The sequence below is a fragment of the Sphingobium sp. FW305-3-2-15-F-TSA7 genome, assembly GCF_058787155.1.
Genome location: NZ_JBYSZM010000036.1, coordinates 1 through 22,523, shown reverse-complemented (window position 1 = coordinate 22,523; position 22,523 = coordinate 1). Strand labels below are relative to the sequence as shown.

At 65.9% G+C, this 22,523-nt stretch carries 18 protein-coding genes; 9 read left to right on the top strand and 9 right to left on the bottom strand.

Annotated elements, in window-relative coordinates; translation table 11 throughout:
• The first annotated feature begins 24 nt into the window (after positions 1–24).
• The 7 genes from AC3WN8_RS24055 to AC3WN8_RS24025 all read left to right on the top strand — a co-directional run bounded on the left by AC3WN8_RS24055 (position 25) and on the right by AC3WN8_RS24025 (position 12,277).
• A complete protein-coding gene (locus tag AC3WN8_RS24055) occupies positions 25–963 on the top strand; it encodes a FecR family protein (protein ID WP_492672034.1) in 939 nt (312 codons plus the stop codon).
• Positions 950–3,409 (top strand): TonB-dependent receptor, encoded by a 2,460-nt coding sequence (locus AC3WN8_RS24050; protein ID WP_492672033.1) that lies wholly within the window; start codon positions 950–952, stop codon positions 3,407–3,409. The genes AC3WN8_RS24055 and AC3WN8_RS24050 overlap by 14 nt, the downstream gene beginning before the upstream one ends.
• A 154-nt stretch (positions 3,410–3,563) precedes the next feature.
• Complete coding sequence (locus AC3WN8_RS24045; protein ID WP_492672032.1) at positions 3,564–6,779, top strand: autotransporter domain-containing protein; 3,216 nt, start codon at positions 3,564–3,566, stop codon at positions 6,777–6,779.
• 93 nt (positions 6,780–6,872) lie between these two features.
• On the top strand, positions 6,873–7,781 hold the full coding sequence (locus AC3WN8_RS24040; protein WP_492672031.1) for an XdhC family protein: 909 nt from the start codon (positions 6,873–6,875) through the stop codon (positions 7,779–7,781).
• Positions 7,782–8,036: 255 nt separating this feature from the next.
• Positions 8,037–8,585 (top strand): nucleotidyltransferase family protein, encoded by a 549-nt coding sequence (locus tag AC3WN8_RS24035; RefSeq protein ID WP_492672030.1) that lies wholly within the window; start codon positions 8,037–8,039, stop codon positions 8,583–8,585.
• 67 nt (positions 8,586–8,652) lie between these two features.
• Entirely contained in the window at positions 8,653–10,035 is a 1,383-nt protein-coding gene (locus AC3WN8_RS24030; RefSeq protein WP_492672029.1) for an MATE family efflux transporter, read from the top strand.
• 85 nt (positions 10,036–10,120) lie between these two features.
• A complete protein-coding gene (locus AC3WN8_RS24025; RefSeq protein ID WP_492672028.1) occupies positions 10,121–12,277 on the top strand; it encodes a TonB-dependent receptor in 2,157 nt (718 codons plus the stop codon).
• Positions 12,278–12,391: 114 nt separating this feature from the next.
• Here the strand turns inward: AC3WN8_RS24025 and mtnA are convergent, their stop codons facing one another.
• The 4 genes from mtnA to AC3WN8_RS24005 are packed head-to-tail and all read right to left on the bottom strand — an operon-like array spanning position 12,392 to position 15,212.
• Positions 12,392–13,420, bottom strand: a complete 1,029-nt coding sequence (gene mtnA, locus AC3WN8_RS24020) for an S-methyl-5-thioribose-1-phosphate isomerase (RefSeq protein ID WP_492672027.1) — start codon at positions 13,418–13,420, stop codon at positions 12,392–12,394.
• On the bottom strand, positions 13,417–14,052 hold the full coding sequence (gene mtnC / locus AC3WN8_RS24015) for an acireductone synthase (protein WP_492672026.1): 636 nt from the start codon (positions 14,050–14,052) through the stop codon (positions 13,417–13,419). The genes mtnA and mtnC overlap by 4 nt, the downstream gene beginning before the upstream one ends.
• Positions 14,053–14,583 carry a 1,2-dihydroxy-3-keto-5-methylthiopentene dioxygenase gene (locus AC3WN8_RS24010; protein WP_492672025.1) on the bottom strand — a complete coding sequence of 177 codons (531 nt, stop codon included), beginning with the start codon at positions 14,581–14,583 and terminating at the stop codon, positions 14,053–14,055.
• Positions 14,580–15,212: a methylthioribulose 1-phosphate dehydratase gene (locus tag AC3WN8_RS24005; RefSeq protein ID WP_492672024.1), complete on the bottom strand. Its 633-nt coding sequence runs from the start codon at positions 15,210–15,212 to the stop codon at positions 14,580–14,582. Before AC3WN8_RS24005 ends, AC3WN8_RS24010 begins: the two co-directional genes overlap by 4 nt.
• 131 nt (positions 15,213–15,343) lie before the next feature.
• Here AC3WN8_RS24005 and AC3WN8_RS24000 point away from each other — a divergent pair, with 131 nt between their 5' ends.
• On the top strand, positions 15,344–16,504 hold the full coding sequence (locus AC3WN8_RS24000; RefSeq protein WP_492672023.1) for an aminotransferase: 1,161 nt from the start codon (positions 15,344–15,346) through the stop codon (positions 16,502–16,504).
• 133 nt (positions 16,505–16,637) lie between these two features.
• Here the strand turns inward: AC3WN8_RS24000 and AC3WN8_RS23995 are convergent, their stop codons facing one another.
• From AC3WN8_RS23995 to AC3WN8_RS23985, 3 genes are all read right to left on the bottom strand, one after another.
• A complete protein-coding gene (locus AC3WN8_RS23995) occupies positions 16,638–18,623 on the bottom strand; it encodes a S9 family peptidase (protein WP_492672022.1) in 1,986 nt (661 codons plus the stop codon).
• A gap of 229 nt (positions 18,624–18,852) precedes the next feature.
• On the bottom strand, positions 18,853–19,767 hold the full coding sequence (locus AC3WN8_RS23990; RefSeq protein WP_492672021.1) for an AraC family transcriptional regulator: 915 nt from the start codon (positions 19,765–19,767) through the stop codon (positions 18,853–18,855).
• A gap of 68 nt (positions 19,768–19,835) precedes the next feature.
• A complete protein-coding gene (locus AC3WN8_RS23985) occupies positions 19,836–20,462 on the bottom strand; it encodes a DNA-3-methyladenine glycosylase family protein (protein ID WP_492672020.1) in 627 nt (208 codons plus the stop codon).
• 110 nt (positions 20,463–20,572) lie between these two features.
• Here AC3WN8_RS23985 and AC3WN8_RS23980 point away from each other — a divergent pair, with 110 nt between their 5' ends.
• Positions 20,573–20,890, top strand: a complete 318-nt coding sequence (locus AC3WN8_RS23980) for a 2Fe-2S iron-sulfur cluster-binding protein (RefSeq protein ID WP_492672019.1) — start codon at positions 20,573–20,575, stop codon at positions 20,888–20,890.
• 122 nt (positions 20,891–21,012) lie between these two features.
• Here the strand turns inward: AC3WN8_RS23980 and AC3WN8_RS23975 are convergent, their stop codons facing one another.
• Both AC3WN8_RS23975 and rlmB read right to left on the bottom strand, forming a co-directional pair.
• On the bottom strand, positions 21,013–21,789 hold the full coding sequence (locus AC3WN8_RS23975; RefSeq protein WP_492672018.1) for a hypothetical protein: 777 nt from the start codon (positions 21,787–21,789) through the stop codon (positions 21,013–21,015).
• A gap of 13 nt (positions 21,790–21,802) precedes the next feature.
• The coding region (gene rlmB / locus AC3WN8_RS23970; RefSeq protein ID WP_492672017.1) for a 23S rRNA (guanosine(2251)-2'-O)-methyltransferase RlmB at positions 21,803–22,523 on the bottom strand (721 nt) is incomplete at its 5' end.

Below are 22,523 nucleotides of genomic sequence, written 5' to 3'. Positions count from 1 at the left end.
CGGCGTCATGGTCCTGAGACAGACATGAACACACCGCGCACCACCATCGAAGACGAAGCGATCGCCTGGCTCATTCGCCAGCGCGATCCCGGATTCGCGGGGTGGGACTCCTTCATGCTGTGGCTGGAGGAAGATCCGATGCACGCGCAAATCTACGACGAAATGGCTCTCGCCGATCAGGACATGGCGGCATTTGCCGCACCCGCGCCGCAACCGCTGGCGGCACCTGTGCGGCGCCCCACCCGGCGCATGGCGATGGGCTGGGGCGCGGTCGCCGCGTCGCTGGTCGCGGTCGCCGGCTATTCGGTGCTGATGCCCGCCAGCGCGACCTATGCTGTCGAGACGGCGGCGGGCCAGCGCCAGAGCGTCGCACTGGCCGATGGCAGCCGTATCGATCTGAACGGCGGGACCCGGCTGATGCTCGATCGCGACAATCCCCGCTTCGCGCAGCTCGAACGCGGCGAGGCGCTGTTCACCGTCGTCCACGACGCCAGCCGCCCCTTCATCGTCGAGACGGGCGGCGCGACGCTGACCGATGCCGGAACCGCCTTCAACGTCGTGCGCGGCAGCGGCGTGACCGAAGTCGCGGTGTCCGAAGGCGTGGTGATCTACGGCAAGGGCAGCGAGCGGGTGACCTTGCCCGTGGGACGCAGGCTGCGCGCGGTCGATGGCCGCCGCGCCGAAGCCGGCGACACCGATCCCGGCGCGGTCGCGGCCTGGCGCGAAGGGCGGCTGATCTACAGCGGCACCGCCTTCGCTACGGTCGCCGACGATCTGTCACGCAATCTGGGCGTGCCGGTTGCCGCGGCGCCCGGCCTGGGCGGTCGCCGGTTCAGTGGTGTGATCCTGCTCGATGGCGGTGCGGAACGTGCGGTGCCGCGCGCCGGTGCCGTGCTCGGCGTGTCGGCGCGGCGCGAAGGCAATGGCTGGGTGCTCATGGCGGGGAGCGATGCGGAACGCTGAACGCGCGCTGATTGCGATCGCCCTGGTGGCGAGTGCATCCGCCGCCCAGGCGGAGACGCGTCGTCCGGTCGACTTGCCGGCCGGATCGCTGGGCAGCGCCGTCGTCGCACTGGGGCGCCAGGCGGGGATCAGCATCGGCGTGTCCGATCCACGGCTGGCGGCATTGCCGGTGCGCCGGGTGCGCGGCCAGTTCACCGTCCGCCAGGCGTTGCAGAAGCTGCTCGACGGCACCGATGCGGGCTTTGTGAATATCGGCGCGGACAGTTGGCGGATCGTTCGGCGCATGGTCCCGACACCGCAGCGCGTCGTGCAGCGCGCGGTCATTCGGCCCGCCGTGATGACGGTCGAGGAACCGCCGCCCGACGACATCATCGTGACCGGTAACAAGCGTGCGACTCCGCTCTCCGATTATCCGGGGAGCGTTTCGGTTTTAAGGATGGACGACCTGCCGGTGGGTGCCGAAGGCCGCGGCACCGATGCGATCGCGCAGCGTCTGCCTGGCGTCGGATCCACGCATTTCGGCCCCGGACGCAACAAGCTGTTCATCCGCGGCATCGCCGATTCGAGCTTCAACGGCCCGACCCAGGCGACGGTCGGCCAGTATCTCGGCGAGACGCGGCTGAACTACAACGCGCCCGATCCCGATCTCAGGCTGTACGATATCGCGACGATCGAGGTGCTGCAGGGACCGCAGGGCACGCTGCACGGCGCGGGTTCGCTCGGCGGCGTCATGCGCATCCTGCCGGTCGCGCCACGGCTGGGCGAAACCCAGGCGAGCGCGGCGCTGTCGGCCGCGGCGACGGCCCATGGCGCACCAAGCTACGATGCGAACTTCATGGTCAACCTGCCCATTGCCGGTGACGCGGTGGCGGTGCGCGCGGTCGGCTATGCGGTGCGCGACGGCGGCTATATCGACGATACGCTGCGCGATCTGAAGGACGTCAATCGCACCGATACCTATGGCGGCCGCATCTCGCTGCGTGCGGAACCGGCACCGGGATGGACGGTCGATATCGGCGGCACCTATCAGTCGATCCGCGGGCGCGACAGTCAATATGCCAATCGCGATCTGGTGGCGGATCTGGTCAAGGAAAGCCCGATCGCACAGGCGTTCGGCAATGATTATGCGCTCGGCCAGTTCGTGTTGCGCAAGCAATGGGATTCGGGGCTCAGCTTCGTTTCGGCCACCGGTATCGTGCGCCAGGATATCGACGAGACCTACGACGCGACTCAGCCCGACGGGCCGCCGACATTGTTCCGCCAGTTGAGTCGCATCACCCTGTTGTCGAGCGAGAATCGCCTTGCCTACGACATGGATGGCGGCCTGAGCTGGGTGGTCGGCTCCAGCCTGGTGCGGAACCATTATCGGCTTGCGCGCAGTACCGGCGCGGAGATGATCAACAACGTCACCGGCGTTTCCAACCGCGTCGACGAAGCCACACTGTTCGGCGAAATGACGCTCGCCATCACCCCGTCGCTCAGTGTGACGGGGGGCGGACGATTGACGCATGCCCGGCTGTCGGGCGATGCGCTCGATGCGCCGTTGCTGGAGGAAGCGGACGTAAAGTCGCAGGCGAGGCGGTCGGAGACGACATTCCTGCCCTCGCTCGCGTTCAACTATTCCCCCGGCAGCAATTTCACGCTGTTCGCGCGCTATCAGGAAGGGTTCCGGCCCGGCGGCATCGCGGTCCGCAACAATTTCGTCCAGCGTTACCAGAATGACGATGTCGCTTCGACCGAAGTCGGTCTGCGCTATGGCGGCACCGGTACTGGCGATCTGAACATTGCGCTGTCGATCGCGCATACCCGCTGGAACGATATCCAGGCGGATCTGATCGACGACACCGGCCTGCCGGCGACCAACAATATCGGCGATGGCCGGATCTGGTCGGTCGACGCGACGATCGGCTGGCGTCCACTGCCCGGGCTGCTGCTCGAGGCGTCCGGCGTCTATGCGGACAGCAAGCTCACCGATCCGTTCGCGCCGGCGGTGGTGTTGCGCTCGTCACTGGTCGCCTATGACGGCGGCACTGGCGTGTCGAATGGCGGTCTTGGCGCGATATTCCCGCTCCCGGCGACGGCGGTGATCGCGGAAAGCGACGATCTACCCAATGTCGCGCGGTTCAATGCGCGGATCGGCGCGGACTATAGCACGGTTCTTCGCGGCGGTTTCGACCTGCGCGTGTCGGGCTGGGCGCGCTATGTCGGCCGCTCGCGGCTCGGCGTCGGGCCGGTGCTCGGCGTTTCGCAAGGCAATTATCTCGATACCGCGCTCAGCGCGCGGATCGGGCGGGGCGGCTATGGCCTGTTCCTGAGCGCGACCAATTTGTTCGACACGATCGGCAATCGCTTCGCGCTCGGTTCGCCCTTCACCTTGCCGCACGAGCGGCAGATCACGCCGCTCCGCCCGCGCACGTTGCGCATCGGCATGGATATCCGGTTCTAGCATATCCCGCGGAAAACCGGGAACCGGTTACCTTCACGCAGAGCCATCCGACATCGGTTGATCGAAATCTCGTGCGGGTCCTCCCGCATCGCGCCGTCATGCGGGCATTCACGGAGCGCATATCGACGCTCCGCTGCCCAATGACGGAGTTCCAATGCGTACCCTTCTTGCCTGTACCTGCCTGACCCCGATCGCGCTGATCGCGACCGTCGGCCCGCTGCGCGCCGAGACCGCGATCGATACCGCCCGCACCACGCCGGTTGCGACCTCGACCGTGAAGGGCGGCGGCGCCGACGATATCCGCATCACCTCCGCGGGCTCGGTGAAACCGGCCAATGGCACCGCTGTCACGATCGACAGCAACAACAGCGTGAAGAATGAAGGCACGATCCAGATCACCGGTGCCAACGGCGCTGCCGGAATCCGCGCCAATGCCGGGGTCACGTCGAGCATCACCAACACCGGCACGATCACCATCGACGAAAACTATACCGCGACCGATACCGACAATGACGGCGATCTCGACGGGCCGTTCGCCCAGGGCTCCAACCGCTTCGGCATCCGCACCGACGGCGCCTTCACCGGCAATATCGCCAATAGCGGCAACATCACGATCGAGGGCAATGACAGCGCCGGCATTTCGCTCGGCGGCCCGCTGACCGGATCGCTTTCGCACACCGGCAGCACCATTTCGGTGACCGGCGACCGCAGCTATGGCGTGCGCACCGGCAATGTCAGCGGCGACGTCAAGATCCAGGCGGCGGTCTCGGCGCGCGGCGCGGGCGCGGTCGGCGTCGCGATCGACGGCAATGTCGGCGGCGCACTCGTCATCCAGGGCGCGATCTCGTCCTCCGGTTACCGCTCGACCACCGCGCCGAGCGATGTCAGCAAGCTCGATGCCGACGATCTGCTCCAGGGCGGACCGGCGCTGCGCGTCACCGGCAATGTCGGCGGCGGTATCCTCTTCGCCATTCCGCCCGCGGACAACAACAAGGATGATGCCGACGAGGACAAGGACGGCATTCCGGACGCCAATGAGGGCAGCGCCGCCGTTACCTCCTATGGCGCGGCACCAGCCGTCCAGATCGGTTCCGACAGCACCGCGACCACGATCGGTGCGGTTGCGGGCAATGCCGATGGTCACGGCATCGTCATCAACGGCGCCATCGCCGGCGCGGGCGTCTACAAGGACGTCGCGGCCAACGGCATGGTGATCGGCGGGGCCGGTGCGCCGGTCACCGTCGCCGGCGGGATGACCGTCACCGGCGGGATCAGCGCGACGGCCAACAGTGCCAATGCCACGGCGCTGCGCGTCGGGAGTGGCGCGAGTGTTCCCAAGATCAAGAATTCGGGCAGCATCACCGCCTCCGGAGGGAGCGCCGCCGGCTCGCTGGTACGCGCCGTTGCGATCGACGCGGGCGCCGACGTCCGCTCGCTCGCCAATAGCGGCAAGATCCAAGCCGATGCCGCGGGCGACGGAACCGCGATCGCGATCTCCGACAAAGCGGGCACGCTGGCGCTGGTCGAGAATAGCGGCTCGATCGTGGCGACCGGCAAGAGCGGCAATGCGATCGCGATCGACCTTTCGGCCAACAATGCCGGCGCGACAATCAAGCAACTCGCGGTCGCCAGTGGCGTCGCGGCACCCGTCATCAGCGGCAACATCCTGTTCGGCGCGGGTGCGGACACCTTCGATATCGCCGACGGTACCGTGACCGGCAATGCCAGCTTCGGCGCGGGCGCCAACCGGCTGGCGTTGAGCGGCGACGCGAAATATGTCGGCAATGTCAGCTTCGGCGCGGGCGTCGACACCATTGCGCTTGCCGGCATGTCGACGATGACGGGCACGCTCGACTTTGGCGGCGGTGCCGACAGCCTGACGCTCGGTGGCACGTCGGTCTTCACTGGTACTCTGCTCAACAGCACGGGAGCCGCGATCACCGTCAATGGCGGCAAGCTGCTCGTCCAGGGCACCAATGCTGTTGCCGTCTCGTCGCTTGCGGTGAACGGCCAGGGCACGATCGGCGTCAATATCGATGCGCAGGCCAACAAATTCACCCAATATCTGGTGAGTGGCGGCGCGAACTTCGCGGCGGGATCGAAAGTGGCGGTGTCGCTCGCCAATGTCAGCGATGCCGAGGGCGAATATCTCATCGTCAAATCGGGATCGATGACGGGGGGCGCCAATCTGGCAAGCGAAGCGGCGGCGCTGCCCTTCATGTTCAAGAGCAATGTGACCGCGAACGACGCGGCGGGTGAGGTCAAGCTCAACATCGCGCGCAAGACCTCGACCGAACTCGGACTCAATCGGTCGCAGGCGAGCGCCTATGACGCGATCTTCAAGGTGCTCGACAGCGACAAGAAGGTGGCCGACGTGTTCCTGGGCTATGCCGATGGTACAGATTTCCGTCGCGCGGTCGCCAGCATGCTGCCTGACCATGCGGGTGGTGCCTTCGAGACGGTGACCCAGGGCTCGCGCGCCACCGCGCGCTATCTGGCCGATCCCAATGCACCGATGAGCGATCAGGGCGGTTGGGGATTCTGGCTGCAGCAGGTGGCGTGGGGCACGTCCAAGAGCATCGGCGATACCGCGTCCTACGACATCACCGGCTGGGGCGCCTCGGGCGGGATTGAGATCAAGACCGGCGGCTTCGGCAATGTCGGCCTGTCCGTCGCCTACCTGTCGGGCAAGGATTCCGATGGTGATACCTCCAACGAAGTGACGGCCGACCAGATCGAGCTGGCGGCGCACTGGCGCGGCCAATGGGGCGGATTGAATGCCTTTGCCCGCGTCTCGGCGGCGCAGATCGATTTCGACGGCATCCGCCTGTTCAGCGGCCGGATCGGCAGCGAGACGATATCGCGCACCGCGAGTGGCGCCTGGAACGGCAAGCTCTATTCGGCGTCGGGCGGTGTCTCATACGAATTGCGCTTCGGCCGCATCTCGCTGCGCCCGGCCGCGGCGATCGACTATTACAAGCTCGACGAGGACGGCTATACCGAGACGGGCGGCGGCGATGCCTTCAACCTGACCGTGCTGGGTCGCAAGAGCGACGAACTGGCCGCGACCGGCAGCGTCGCCGCGGGCCTCAACTTCGGCAAACGCGAACCCGATTCGACCTGGATGCGTATCGAACTCGAAGGTGGTCGCCGGCAGATCGTCGGCGGATCGCTCGGCTCGACCATCGCGCAGTTCAAGGGAGGCGAGCGTTTCACGCTCGAGCCCGAGCAGCGCACCGATGGCTGGGTCGGCAAGTTCCGCGCCGTTGGCGGGCTTGGCGACTTCCAGCTCGGTGGCGAGGCCAGCGCTGAAGAACAGCAGGGCCGCGTCGCGCTTGCCTTCCGCGTCTCGCTCAATCTCGGCCTCTAATACCAAGGTGCAGGGATGCTGACGCATCCGCAGCTTGGTATAAACCTTAAGGACGGCTTCCCTCTCCCCGGTATGGACCGCTAGGGAGAGGGAATGGCCGATGTCGATATCATCCTGGACGCCGCACGCCGCTGGCAGGGCGCACCGCTTGCACTGGCGACGGTCGTTTCGACCTGGGGCTCCGCGCCCCGTCCGATGGGCAGCCATCTGATCGTCAACGCCGATGGCCGTTTCGAGGGATCGGTCTCCGGCGGGTGCGTCGAGGCCGAGATTCTCCACGCCGCCGCGGAGGTGATCGCCGGTGCGCCAGCGCGGCTGATGCGTTTCGGCGTTGCCGATGCATCGGCCTGGGAAGTGGGGCTGCCATGCGGCGGCGAGATTGCGGTCTTTGTCCAGCCGGTGTCGGAAAGCGGCTTTCCCCCGATCCTGTTCGATCGGATCGCGGCCGCGCGGACGCGGGGCGATACGCTCACCGTTTCGACCGATCTCGAGACCGGCCGCAGCGTCGAGGGCGCGGCAGATGGGTTTCACAATCGCTATTTGCCGCCGCGCCGCTTGCTGATCGTCGGCGCGGTGCAGATCGCGCAGGCGCTGGCCGGACTTGCGCGCGAGATCGGCGTGATGCCGGTGATCATCGATCCGCGCGGTCGTTTCCTGACCGCCGAGCGTTTCCCCGGGGCCGAGCTCGACGATGGCTGGCCCGACGATGCCGTGGCCGCACGCCGGCCCAATGCGGCGACTGCGGTCGTGACGCTCAGCCACGATCCCAAGATCGACGATCCCGCGTTGATCGCCGCGCTGGCGGCACCGACCGGCTATGTCGCGGCGCTGGGATCGCGGCGCAGCCATGCGGCGCGGCTCGACCGGCTGGCTGCGGCCGGGGTGCCGGTTGAAGCGCTGACGCGGATCGACGGTCCGGCGGGGCTCGACATCGGCGCGATCGGTCCGGCCGAGATCGCGCTGTCGATCGCGGCGGGCATGGTCGCCGCCTTTAGGGTCTAGCCCCATTATTTATGAGGTCGTGATGGTATCAGATCGGGATGAGCCGCCAGGAGGAGCGCGCAGCCATCGCCACGTGCAAGCGTTCCGACGCCGCGGATCGCCCGATATGATACCACCCTTCGGGCGAGGGAGAATTGGGTTCCTGGCGTCGTTGCTCGATTGCCGGATAGCGCGTTGCTATCCGGCGCACTCACGCCTAGCCATGAACCCAATTCTCCCTCGTCACGGCCTCATAAATAATGGGGCTAGACCCTAATGATCGCGGCTGACCGCGTCGCCGCGCTGCTGCTCGCCGCCGGCGGGTCGACGCGTTTCGGCGCGGCGGACAAGCTGCATGCTGATCTGAACGGGCGACCGCTTGTCACGCACGCCACGTCGACGCTTTCGGGACTGGGTTTCGGCGCGTTGATCGCAGTGTGTGGATCCGCGACCGCGCCTTTGCTCGACGGTTTCGATATCGTGATCAACGATGCGCCGGCGCAAGGCCAGTCGCGCTCGATCCGCCTCGGCGTGGCGTGCGCGCTGGAGCGCGACGTGGATGCCGTGCTCGTCATGCTCGGGGACATGCCGTTCGTGCCGGCATCGCATCTTCATGCGCTGCTGGCGGCGGATGGTGCATGTGTGGCGTCCGCGCGCGACGGACAGGCGATGCCGCCCGCTTTGTTCTCCAGAGCTATGGCGCTCGAACTGCTTGCGCTCGAGGGTGATCGCGGTGCGCGTGCATTGCTGGCCAGCGCGGTTCTGGTGCCTGCCGATGGGGCAATGCTCGCGGATATCGATCGGCCGGCGGATCTGCATCGTTGAGCGTGCCGACGGGCCTTCACCTTCCATCGGCTAAGGTGCATAGCCCGGCCCCGTAAGAGGCAGGGTGATGACGAACGCAACGGCAAAGGGCGAATGGCGGACGGAGATGCGGGCGACCGTGTTGCTCGCCTTGCCGCTCGTCTTCGGCAATCTCGCGCAATCGGCGATCTATGCGACCGATCTGATCTGGGTCGGCAGGCTCGGTGCGGATTCGCTTGCGGCCGCGGCGCTCGGCGTCAATCTCTACACCGCCTGCATGATCTTCGGCATGGGGCTGATGACCGCTGCCTCACCGATGATCGCAAGCGAGCGCGGTCGCCGCCTCAACTCGGTGCGCGACGTGCGCCGCACCGTCCGCCAGTCCTGGTGGGCCGCGGTTACCATCGCGATTCCGTTGTGGATCGCGATGTGGAACGGCGAGACATTGCTGCTGCTGATGGATCAGGATCCCGCGCTTGCGGCGATGGCGGGCGGGATGCTGCGCTGGCTGCAATGGGGGCTGCTTCCCTACCTCTTCTTCCTGGTGCTGCGAAACTATATCTCCGCGCTGGAGCGGCCGCACTGGGCCGTCGGCGTGCTGGCGGCGGGGCTTCCGGTCAATGCGCTGCTGGCCTGGATATTCATCTTCGGGCATCTCGGCATCCCCGCAATGGGGCTTCCGGGTGCCGGGCTGGCGAGCGCACTTACCAATTTACTCCTGTTCCTGGGGCTGCTCCTCGTCATCCGCACCGATCGCCAATTCCGCCGCTATCGGCTATTGGGACGCTTCTGGGTGCCGGATTGGCCGCGCTATCGCGCGGTGTGGGCGCTGGGTCTGCCGATCGCGGTTACGCTTGCTTTCGAAGTGACGGTGTTCAACGCCGCAGTGTTCCTGATGGGGCTGATCGACAAGCCGTCGCTGGCCGCGCACGCCATCGCGATCCAGATCGCCGCGATGGCCTTCATGGTGCCGATGGGGCTTGCGCAAGCGGCGACGGTGCGGGTCGGCTTCTGGCAGGGGCGCGGCGACGCGCGCGCGGTCGCGCGCGCCGGCTGGCTGTCGCTCGCCATCGCTTTCGGCTTTTCCGTGCTGGCGGCGATGGTGCTGATCGGGGCGCCGCGGCTGCTGATCGGCGTCTTCCTCGATCTCGCCGATCCGGCGAACGCGCTGGTGGTCCGGTTAGCGGTGTCATTTCTGGCGGTCGCGGCGCTGTTCCAGATCGTCGACGGTGCGCAGGCGGTTGGTGCGGGCGTGTTGCGCGGTCTCCACGATACCCGCGTACCGATGCTCTATGCCGGTATCGGCTATTGGGTGGTCGGGATCGGGGTCGGCACCGTTCTGGCCTTCCCGCTGGGTCTGCGCGGCATCGGAATCTGGTTGGGCTTGGCCAGCGGGCTCGCCGCCGTGGCGGTTCTGATGGTGCGGCGCTGGATACGGCGCGACCGGCTGGGGCTTGTTGCCACCGGGTAACCAAATCCTAATTCCTTATCCGTTAACCATTGTCTGAAAAGTCGTCGCGCGCCGCTCTGGCGCGTGCCAATGGGATTAGGGACAGATGGTTTCGATACGGGCGATTGCGATCGCCATGATCTGCGCGCCGGTTGCGGCGCACGCACAGGATGCGGCCGGCGATGCGGGTGCGCTCGATGATATCGTGGTCACCGCGCAAAAGCGTGAACAGGCGCTTGTCGATGTGCCGATCTCGATCAGTGTGGTCGACGCGGCGACGCTGGCAGCGACGCGTTCGTACGAGCTGCGTGACCTCTCACGCTATGTTCCCAATTTCTCGGTCGAGCGCCAGGGCGCGATCGACACGATCTTCATCCGCGGCGTCGGCGGCGGCGGGCGCAATATCGGTTTCTCGACACGCGCCGGCGTCTATGTTGACGGCGTCTATGCGGGGCAGTTCGCCTCGATCAACCAGGATACGCTCGACATTGCCCGCATCGAAGTGCTGCGCGGTCCACAAGGACAGCTCTTCGGCCGCAATACCGTGTCGGGTGCGGTCAGCATCGTCACCGAACGCCCGGGGTCGACGTTCGAGGGTCGCGTCGATGGCGGTATCGGCAACAAGGATCTGTTCGAGATCCGCGGCATGGTCAACGCGCCGCTCGGCGAAGGCGTGGCGCTGCGTGTCTCCGCCTCGCACCGCGAGCGAGATGGCTTCACGCTCAACGTGCCCACCGGCACCGATCTCGACAATATCGATCGCACCAGTGCGCGTGCGCAGCTGAGCGCCGATCTCAGCGACGGTGTCCGGCTCGATCTGGCGGCCGATTATAGCCGAGACCGCAGCAACAAGCAGGCGGGCGAGGCGATCACCGACACGTTCGGCACCGGCCCTTCCGAGGAACCGGGTGCGTTCCGGACGCCCTATAATCGCGATCCGCGCCAGCGCATCGAGCTGGCGGGCGGTTCCGCGACGCTCAACTGGGATCTATCGGACAGCGCGACCTTGACCGCGATCAGCGGCTATCGCTGGACTCGCTACGATCGCACCAACGATCTCGATTACTCGTCGTTCGATTTCTTCTTCATCGATTTCGACCAGAGCTTCCGCCAGTTCAGTCAGGAAGTCCGCGTCGCCTTCGGCAAGGGCGGGCCGCTGAGCGGCGTCGCCGGCCTCTATTATTTCGACGAAAGCGCCAAATCGCTGAGCGTGGTTTCGGGCGGTTCGATGATCGGTTTCCTGGGGCTCGGCCTGCAGCCCGGCCCGGGTGGCATTGTCAGCGCGCGGGTGAAGACCAAATCCTATGCCGCGTTCGGTTCGGCCGACTGGGAACTGACCGACCGGCTGACGCTCAATCTCGGCGCGCGCTTCAGCCATGAGAAGCTGAGGATCGTCGATTATGCGATTTCGGCGCCGGCGGTGCTCGGCCTCGCTTCGCTTCCCGATTATGACGATGCGCGCTCGGTCGACAGCTTCGACCCGACCCTGGGCCTGTCCTTCAAGCTGTCCGATCGGACCAATGCCTATGTGAAATATGCGCGCGGCTTCAAGAGCGGCGGCTGGAACGTCGATTTCATCAGCCTGCCGCTGACGCTTGACGGTGTGCCGTTCAAGACCGAGCGCGTCGATTCGGGCGAGGTCGGCTTCAAGACCGAGAATGCCGATCGCACGCTGCGCTTCAACTCTGCCGCCTTCTACGCGGTCTACCACAATTACCAGATCAACCAGTTCGTCGATATCGGCTTCGGCCAGACTTCGCTCCAGCTCCGCAACGCCGCCAAGGTGACGAGCTGGGGGGCGGAGGCGAGCGTCCAGGCGGCGCCCGTCAAGAACCTGCTGCTGACGGCCGACCTCGGTTACACCCATGCCGAGTTCGATCGTTTCCCCGATGGCGGTGGACCCGGCGTCGATCTGGACGGCAACCGCTTGCCCTACGCACCCCGCTTGACCGCGTCGGCGGGGGCGGCCTATTCGGTGCCGGTCGGCTTCGGCAGCCTCGATCTGTCCGCCCAGGTCAGCCATAAATCGGGCGCCTTTTCGGGGCCGGAGAATATCGCCACGCAAAAGCTCGATGCGCGCACCACCGTCGATGCACGCGTGGAGCTGGTGGGCGACGGCAAGCGCTGGTCGCTGGCGCTATGGGGGCGCAATCTGTTCGACGAACGCTGGATCGACAATCGCGTCTTCGATTTCTTCCAGACCCAGCTCGTCGAATATGGAGAGCCACGCACTTACGGGATCAGCGGGAAGCTGAGTTTCTAAGCGGAATTGAGCCGAGCCCGAGCGTCATTGCGAGAAGCGTAGCGACGAAGCAATCCAATGCTGATGCATCCCTGGATCGCTTCGTTGCGCTCGTGATGACAGCCTGTGGTGCGATCAGCCGATCCGGTCCTTGATCCCGCTTTCGGTGATATAGCCCGTCACCAGCCGCGCGGGCGTGACGTCGAAGGCGGGGTTATAGGCCGGCGATCCGGTCACGCGGACGGTCGTCTCGCCATCCGACAACGCCGTCAACTCGCTCGGATCGCGTTCCTCGATCGGCACTTCCGCGCCTGACGGCGTGTCGGGATCGAAGGTGGTATAGGGCAGCGCGACATAGAAAGGCACGTCGCTGTCGAACGCGGCGAGCGCCTTCAGATAGGTGCCGATCTTGTTGCAGACATCGCCATTGGCGGTCACCCGATCGGTGCCGACGATCACCGCATCGACCTGGCCGCGCATCATCAGCAGGCCGCCGGCATTGTCGGCGATCACCGTATGCGGCACGCCGTGCCCGGCAAGTTCGAACGCGGTGAGCAGCGCGCCCTGATTGCGCGGGCGCGTCTCGTCCACCCAGACATGGACGGGGATGCCCGCCTCGTGCGCCAGATAGATCGGCGCGGTCGCGGTGCCGTAATCGACGGTCGCCAGCCAGCCGGCATTGCAATGGGTCAGGATGTTGATCGGCCGATCGGGATGCTTCGCATGGAGATCGCGCAGCAGCGCCAGGCCATGTTCGCCGATCGCGCGGCACAGCGCGACATCCTCGTCGCAGATCGCATCGGCCTTTGTGAAGGCCGCGTCGGCGCGCGCCTCGGCCGGCAGCGCGCGCACCGCATCGGCCACTGTATCGAGCGCCCAGCGCAGATTGACCGCGGTCGGGCGTGTCGCCAGCAGCATCGCATGAGCGGTGTCCAGCCCGTCCGGATTCTCCGCCAGCGCCATGGCCAGGCCATAGGCTGCGGTCGCGCCGATCAGCGGCGCGCCGCGTGTCCACATGTCGCGGATCGCGGTTGCCGCATCCTCTGCGCTGCGCAATTCCACCCATTGCACCGTCCAGGGCAGTTTGCGCTGATCGAGGATCAATGCGCCCCGGCCATCGGCCGTCCGCTGGATCGAGCGGCGATGCGCGCCTTCGAGTTTCACAATTCGATCCCTGCAAAGCTCGCCATTTCGCCGCCGCCGGTCTCGCGATCGATATGGATCGCCTGCATGCGGGCGGCACGTGCCGCGTCGATTTCCTGGATATTGTCGGAGAGGAACAGGATGTCGCCGGGTTCGCGCCCGATCGCGCGCGCGATCGTCCGATAGGACTCCGCCTCTTTCTTCGGTCCGCTGGTGGTGTCGAAATAGCCGGAGAACAAGGGCGTCAGATCGCCTTCATTGCTGTGGCCGAAGATGAGTTTCTGCGCGGCGATCGATCCGGAGGAGTAGATATAAAGCGCGATGCCGGCATTGTGCCAGCGCCTCAGCGCGTCAGCGGCGTCGTGATAGACATGGCCTTGCAGCGTGCCGTCGGCATAGCCCTCCGCCCAGATCAGGCCCTGCAGCGTCTTGAGCGGCGTCGCCTTGCGATCCTCATCGATCCAGCGCAGCAGCGTTTCGACCGGATCGCCCGGCTCTTCCACCTGTACCGCATCGAGCAGCGGCGTGGCGATCCCGGGATTCCGCGCGACAAAGCCGCGCAGATTGGCCTTGGCATAAGGGAACAGCGTATCGGTGACGAAAGCGATGCTGCTCGTCGTTCCCTCGATATCGGTCAGGACCGCGCCGACCATTCAGGCCGCGACCGGTTCGTGGCGCGGGAAACGCGCGGCGATGTCGTCGCCGGTGAATTGCGCCACCCAGCCATCCGGATTGATGAACAGCCGGATCGCCGTGAAGCTGGGCCGGGGGCCCATGTCGAACCAGTGTTTCGTGCCGGCGGGCACGCGGATCAGGTCGCCCTGGGTGCACAATATGTTGAAGACGCGGCCCTGGCTGTGCAGCGTGAACAGGCCCTCGCCTGCGACGAAGAAACGCACCTCGTCCTCGGCATGGATATGCTCGGACAGGAATTTGGTGCGCAGCGCGTCGCGATCGGGATGGTCCGGCCCCAGGCTGATCGTATCGACCGACTGGTATCCGCCCTCGGCCTTCAATCGATCGATCTCGGGCGCATAGGCGGCGAGGATGTCGCCCTCCGCATCGCGTGTCGGCCAACGCTCGAAGCTTACGCCGATCTCGTCGAGCGCCTCTGCGATCGCATCGCCTTCACTCGTCTCGGACAGCAATGCGCCGCTTTCGGCGAAGATCTGGAGATTGCTCATGCCTTGCTCCCGTGCCTGAAGCCGATCTCGGCGAGTTCTGCCGCGATCAGCCATTCGGTCGCCTCGATCACGCGCTCGGCTTCCGCCATGTCGCGGCCCCAGCCGTAAAGCCCGTGCCCCCGGATGAGATAGGCGGGCAGCGCATCGGCGTCCAGCAGGCGGGGCGCCATCGCCGCGTCGATCACCGCCATGTCCTGGCTGTTGTCGACGATCGGCAGTGTGCGGCTGAGATCATGGGTGGCGATGCCCGGATAGACTTTGAGCATCTCGTGCTGGGCGAGCGTCCAGCCACTGGCGGCGGGAAAGGCGCGGCTGAGCCCGACGGCCTGGGGCGAATGGCTGTGGAGCACGGCGCCCGCGTCCGGAAAGTCGCGATAGATGGCCATGTGCAGCGCGGTTTCGGCGGAGGGCTTCTTGCCGTCGAGCGAATTGCCCGCCGCATCGACGCGCATCACATCGTCTTCGGTCAATCGTCCCTTGTGCCGGCCCGAAACGGTGATCGCGACGCTGCCGTCGTCCAGCCGCATCGAATAATTGCCGGCAGTGGCGGGCGCCCAGCCCTTCGAATCGAGCCAGCGCCCGACCGCCACGATCGTCCGGCGCGCTTCTGGGAGGGAGACGGTTGCCATGGTTGCGCTCTACCCAGTCCCGACAAGACCGTCACCCTGAACTTGTTTCAGGGTCCATATTTCAACCCCAAGATCGGACGGCGTGCAGATGGATGCTGAAACAAGTTCAGCATGACGATAAGGGTGTTGGCATGAACCCGCTCTATGCTTCCATGCCCACCACCATTTTCGAGGTCATGTCCGGCCTTGCGCGCGAAACCGGGGCGATCAACCTCGGCCAGGGCTTTCCCGATTCGAACGGCCCTCCCGATGTGGTCCAGGCGGCCGCCGATGCGCTGACGACGATGTCGAACCAGTATCCGCCGATGGCGGGGCTGCCCGAATTGCGCAGCGCCATCGCCGATCATTATGGCCGCCACCAGGGCCTCGATCTCGACTGGCAAAGCGAAGTCACCGTCACCTCGGGCGCGACCGAGGCGCTGGCCGCGGCGATCCTGGCGCTGGTCTCGCCCGGCGACGAAGTCGTGCTGATCCAGCCCATGTACGACGCCTATCTGCCGCTGGTGCTGCGCGCGGGTGGCATTCCCCGCTTTGTCCGGCTCCAGCCGCCCGAATGGCGGCTGACCGAAGCCGCGCTGGAGGCGGCGTTCAGCGACAAGACCCGGCTCGTGGTCATCAACAATCCCGTCAATCCCACCGCCAGTGTCTGGCCGGAAGAGGATCTGGCGCTGCTCGCTGAATGGGTCGTGCGTCACGACGCGATCGTCGTCAGCGACGAGGTGTGGGAACATGTGATCTTCGACGGCCAGGCACATCAGCCGATCATGGCGCAGCCGGGCATGCGCGAACGCACGGTGAAGATCGGATCGGGCGGCAAGATCTTCTCGGTCACCGGCTGGAAGGTCGGCTGGATGGTCGCAGCCCCCGCGCTGACGCGCGTGCTGGCCAAGGCGCATCAGTTCCTCACTTTCACCACGCCACCCAGCCTGCAGGCGGCGGTCGCCTATGGGCTGGGCAAGGACGAGGCCTATTTCGTCGAAATGCGCGCCGAACTCGCGCGCTCGCGCGACCGGCTGACCGCGGGGCTCGCAGCGTCCGGATGGGCGGTGCTGCCGAGCCAGGGCACCTATTTCCTCTCGATCGATCTGCCGGGATCGGGCATCCGCATGGATGACGAGACATTCTGCCAGATGCTGGTGCGTGAGGGTGGCGTGGCGGCGATCCCGGTTTCGGCCTTCTACGCCGAGGACCCGGTGGCCTCGGTCGCGCGGCTCTGCTTCGCCAAGCGCGACGAGACGCTCGACGCGGGCATCGCCCGCATGGCGGAAGCAAGGAAGAGATTCGCGGAATAATTCCTCCCTGAAGGGGAGGGGGACCATGCCGCCAGGCATGGTGGAGGGGTGAGCCGCGTAGCGGCGACTGGCGTCGCCGACCCCTCCACCGCCAACCTTCGGTCGTCGGTCCCCCTCCCCTTCAGGGAGGATTTTACTTCAGCGCTTCTTCCAGTCCGGGCGTGAATCCGGCGCCTTCGGGTACCTCGGCGCTCGACGCTTTCACCGTATCGCCGATCGGTTCGGCGCGGCCGCCCAGACAGGCCTGGAGGAAATTTTCCGCGACGGCGTTGAAAGCGATGTTGTTCTCCGGCCGGGCGAAGCCATGGCCTTCGTCGGGGAAGAGGACATAGGTGACCGGAATGCCGTGCGCCTTCATCGCGCCGACGATCTGGTCGGATTCGGCCTGGTTGACGCGCGGATCATTGGCGCCCTGGCCGATCAGCAATGGCTTGCGGATGTCGCCTGCCTTGTGGAGGGGAGAACGCTCCTTGAGCATCGCCAGCCCGTCCGCGGTTTCGGGATTGCCCATGCGCTGGTGGAATTGCTGGCGCGCCGCCTCCCAATAAGGCGGGATGGTCGCCAGCAGCGTCTCCAGATTGGATGGACCGACGATATCGACGCCGCACGCAAAGGTCTCCGGCGTGAAGGCGAGGCCGGCGAGCGTGGCATAGCCGCCATAGCTGCCGCCCATGAGCGCGGTCTTGCCCGGCAATGCGATGCCCTGCGCTTCCGCCCAGGCGACCGCATCGATCAGGTCGTCATGCATCTTGCGGCCCCATTGCAGGTCGGCGGCGGAGATGAAGGCCTTGCCGAAGCCGGTCGAGCCGCGGAAATTGACCGAAAGCACGGCATAGCCGCGATTGGCGAGCCATTGGTGATAGGGATTATAGCCATAGCCGTCGCGCGCCCATGGCCCGCCATGGACGAGCAGCACCATCGGCAGCGGCGCATCCGGCCGCCCGTCGCTCGCCGCGTCGCTGCCCGGCGGCAGTGAGAGATAGGAAACCAATGTCAGCCCGTCGCGCGCTGGAATTTCGCGCGGGTGCATGGCGACGAGCGGCGCTCCGTCCAGCTCGGGCCGGCTGACATAGAGCCGGTCGAGCGTCTTCGCGATGCGGTCGTAGAGATAGACGGCGGGCGATGCGGTGACGGCATCGTATGCGATCGTCCATTTGTCGTCGGCTTCTGTGCGCGAGGTGACAGCGATATGACCGGACAGCCGGCCCTTGAGGAAGGCGAGATCCTCGCCGATGCCGGAATCGATCGCCGTCCATTCGGTGGTGAGATAATCGACCGAATAGGCCTGGATCACGCCGGTTTTCGGATCGGAGAGCACGCCGCCGATATCGGCGCGCGCATCCTCCGCGACGACGACGCTGTCGCCGGAGGCGACGTCCTGCGCGATCAGGGCCGCGGTGTTCCGGCCCCGGCTGTCGATCCAGTAGAGTGTCTTGCCGTCGGTGGTGAAGCCGGCCGGGCTGGTGGTCAGCGCATCCTCCAGGCCTGCGGAGGCGATGGGCTCGTCTTCGACCACGCCGTCGGTGACTCGAAAATAATCCATGCCGCCCGCCGCATTGGGGGCGACCGCCAGCCGCAGCGTCAGTGTGTCGTCGGCCAGGAAACCGGCAAAACCGTCGCCCCGGATCAATTCGGTCAGCGCGCCGCTGTTGAGGTCCAGGCTGTGGATGTCGTGCCAGTGCGGATCGCGATTGTTGAGGCCGATCAGGATACGGTCCTTGATGGTGACCGAGGATCCGACCAGCATCACCCGTGTATTCTCGAACGGGGTGAGGTTGGTTTCGACGCCCGTCGCGACATCGACGCCATAAAGCAGGAAATTCTCGTCGCCGCCCTTGTCCTGGATATAGAGCACCGATCGGCTGTCCGGCGCCCAGAAATGCTCGCGGATCGGGCGGACTTTCTCCACCGTGATCGGCCTCGCGTCCGCGAGGTCGCTCGACGGCGCGATCCAGATGTTGAGCACACCATCGCGCGGCGCGATCCAGCTCAGCCAGTTGCCGTCGGGGCTGAGCGTACCCGCGGCCCGGCTGGGATTGCCGAACAGCTTGGCGCGTTCGATGAGCGGGGCCGCGGCTTCGACGGCGGCGGCGGGCGAGGGAGCGTTGCTATTGGCCATCGCAAGATCAGATAGAGCGATCCTGCGCATCGACAAGAGTTGCGCCGCGGATTCCCGTCAATCCCGGGCGCTAGAGCCTGATCGCTTGAGGTGGAAGCGCTGTGCGCTTCCGCCGATGGCGTGAAACGTCAGTACGGCGCAGCCAATCAGGCTCTACTCAAATGGTTGAGACCATGATTGGCTTCGCCGAACTGCGTTTCACACTCCAGATTGATTCAATCTTACGTGATCATGGTCTATCGTCCGATCCGCGTTGCAGCGCCTGGGCGGGGGCGCCCAGCACGCGCGTACGTTCGGCAAATGAGGTGCTGGCCACAGGCTGCGCGCGCGCCAGGAACTGACCGGGCGTCATCCCCAGGAAATCGTGGCAGTCGCGGATGAAATGCGACTGGTCGTGATAGCTTTCCTCGATCCGCTCGGTCCATGGCAGCGGCGACGATTCGCGCAATGCCATCAGCGTCCGCAGGAAGCGGGCGCGGCGCATCAGCCTTTTGGGCGCAAAACCGAAATTGCGGCGGCAGAGCCGGGTGAACTGCCACACCGGCATCGCCAGCCGGGCAGCCGCCTGTTCGACGCTTTCGATACCGGGGTTGTTGAGCAGGCCCATGATGCGCGCGAGCTCGGGTGCCGCCGGGCGCGACCGTGCGAGCCGGGCGAGCAGATAGGTCTCGAGCGTTTCGACCATCGCCTCGAAGCTGTCGCGCACCGCCGCGATCCGCGCGGCCAGCATGGCCGCATCGGCGCCCAGCACGGCCTCGAGCGGCAGGATCGTGTCGGTAAGGCGGCTGGCGTCTCCGCCGATCAGTCGCGCCCAGCCCATTGGAGTCACGCCGACGCCGAACATATGGCCGCCGGAGAATTCGGCGAAACCGGCGCATCCCGTCGGTCCGAACAGAGCGTTGCGCGGGATCGGATCGATCCGGACCGCACCGTACCGCATCGCCCATGGCTTGCCGGTCAGCTGAAAGCGGATATTCGCCCAGGCGGGAAAGAAGATCTCTTCCCGCGTCTCATCGATCAGAAGTTCGACATCATAGCTGTGGTAGCCGGCCAGGCAGTCGGCGAGCGCAGGGGCGGGACGCGCGAAGCGCACATGGTGCGACGGTGCCGCCGCCTGCGAATCCCTGTTGACCCCCCGGTTCATCGGGAAGACGATTTCATTCCATCCATCGGCGATGCAAGCGAATTTCCCGCATCGCCGGTCGGCAATCGTCAGACCGGGATGCCCATGTCGCTGTTATAGTGATGCCAGGTCATGATCGCGGCCGCCCCGCGATGCGGCCGCCAGCGTTCCGCCAGCTCGCGGGTCAGCGCTTCGCTTGGGCGCGATTCGAGCCCCAATATCCGCCCGACCTCGATCTGGACGGCCAGATCCCCCGCCGGCCAGATGTCCGGCCGCCCCTCGGCGAACAACAGATAGATCTCGGCCGACCAGCGGCCGATGCCCTTGATCCGCGTGAGTGCTGCGATCGCCGCCTCGTCGTCCTGCGGCAGCGCATGGAGGTCGATTCCGCCCGACACGACCAGTTCGGCCAGGCTGCGCGCATAGCCCTGTTTCTGGCGCGAAAGGCCGCAGCCGCGCAGCGTGTCGAAATCGCTGGCGAGCAGAGCGGCGGGATCGCAGCCGGTGCCCAACGCTTCCTCCAGCCGGCTCCAGACCGCGGAGGCCGCCTTCACGCTCACCTGCTGGCCGACGATCGTGCGCAGCAGCGTGTCGTATCCGCGCGCACGGATGCGCGGCTCGGGATAGCCGACCCGGCCGAGCGCGGCGGCGAAACCGGGTTCGATCGCGGCGATCGCGTCGATCGAACGGGTGATCTGTTCCTGAGAGAGTGCCATTTTGTTCTCATGCCGCATGCAGACCATGCTGAACAGTCCCGTCGTGCCTGGGTGCTTGATTTGCGGGCCGTACGCCCTATTAGCCCAGCGGGAACGCAAGGGAGATTGAGATGCCGCAACTGGTCGTCGTGACACGGGACGGGTCCGAACGGACGGTCGAGGGTGAATCCGGACTGTCGGTGATGGAAGTGATCCGCGATGCCGGCTTCGACGAACTGCTCGCGCTGTGCGGCGGCTGCTGCTCGTGCGCGACCTGCCATGTCCATGTCGATCCCGCATTCGCGGACAAGCTGCCGGCGATGAGCGAGGACGAGAACGACCTGCTCGACAGCTCCGATCACCGCGACGATAGCTCGCGACTGTCGTGCCAGCTCACCTTCGGCGACGATCTCGACGGCCTGCGCGTCACCATCGCCGCCGAGGATTGAGGTTGGCCCGCACCCTGTCGCTCCAGCGAAAGCTGGAGCCCATGGGGTGGCTGATACTGCGATAGCGTTGCCGGTATCGCATGGGCTCCAGCTTTCGCTGGAGCGACAGCGATTTCCGGGATCTACTTGTTCATCTTCAGCACCGCCGTCGGCGCGGACTGGCTGAGCGGGGTGACTTTCCAGACCATGGTCTTGCGGCCGTTCACCGTCTGAACGCCGTCCTCGTTATTCTGGCTGATGATCTCGGCATCGGTGTCGAGCGTGAACGTGCCTTCGCGCAGCTTGGCGGCCTTGTCCTCGCCGCCCATGCCACCCATCCCCATCGACTTGTCGCCGCTCTTGTCGTTGCCGAACGCCGGCGCCTTCACGCGGACGGCGCCATTGGCGCGCACTTCGATGGCGATGAAGGGGAACATGATCTCGGCATCGAGATTATAGGGGTAGATGAAGCTGTGGTTGAGCGTGCCCTTGATCGCGTAATCGATGATGAATTTGCCGTCGCCGACATATTGGACGGAGCGGTAACCCGCTTCCTTTGACAGCGCCTCCGCGATCGCGCGGTTCTTGCTTTCCTTTTCCGCCTTGGACTTGGCGGCTTCGGCCTTGTCGTCGTCCTGCTGGAATGCGGTCGGCGTGAACAGGCTGTCCTTCTTCTCCGGGTCAGCGTCCTTTGGTTCGATCGATTCGGAATCGCTGTCGGTCGAGCCCGAATTGAGCCCCTTCGACATCTCGTCGGCCATGTCGACCGCGATCACTTCGCCCTTATAGGTGAAGGCGAAGCTGCGATCGGCATTCACCGACAATGTCGATGTGAACTTGCCGGGCGTCAGGATGCAGCCGAGCAGCAGCAGCGGCGCGCACAGCGCAAGCGCCAGCCGACCGAAGCGATAAACCGTCATGACACCCCCGTCTTCAGCGTGTCGCGACCGCGTAGAGCGAGATTGCCGCCGCGTTCGACACGTTGAGGCTTTCCACCTTAGGGCTGATCGGCAGCCTTGCAAGCGTATCGCAATGCGTCTGGGTGTTGAGGCGCAGTCCCTCGCCCTCCGCACCCAGCACCAGCGCGATGCGTGGACCACCCATCGAATCCGCCAGCGTCGCACTGGCCTCTCCGGTCAGGCCGATCCGCCAGAAGCCGGCTTCGGCGATCTCGTCCAGCGCCCGCGCCAGATTGACGACGCGCACCCAGGGAACGAGTTCGAGCGCGCCGGAGGCGGCACGCCCGACCGTGCCCGATTCGGGCGGTGAATGCCGATCCTGGGTGACGATGCCCAGTGCGCCGAACGCGGCGGCCGAGCGCAGGATCGCGCCGACATTGTGCGGATCGGTCACCTGGTCGAGCACGACCAGCGGCTGTGTGCCCTCTGCGCCCTGTTCGAGCAGATCGCCCAGCCAGATATCCTCCAGCGGCTCGACTTCGGCCACCAGCCCCTGGTGCGGCGCGTCCGAGGGTACGAGCCGGCCGAGATCGGCGACATCGCAATAGGTGACGGGGATCACCGGGGGCAGATCGAGCGCGGTCAATGCCTCGCGCGTGCCCCACAGCTTGCGGATGGTGCGTTCGGGATTTGCCAGTGCTGCGAGCACGGCATGGCGCCCCCACAGGCGCGGACGGCCATGGGCGGGCTGGGAC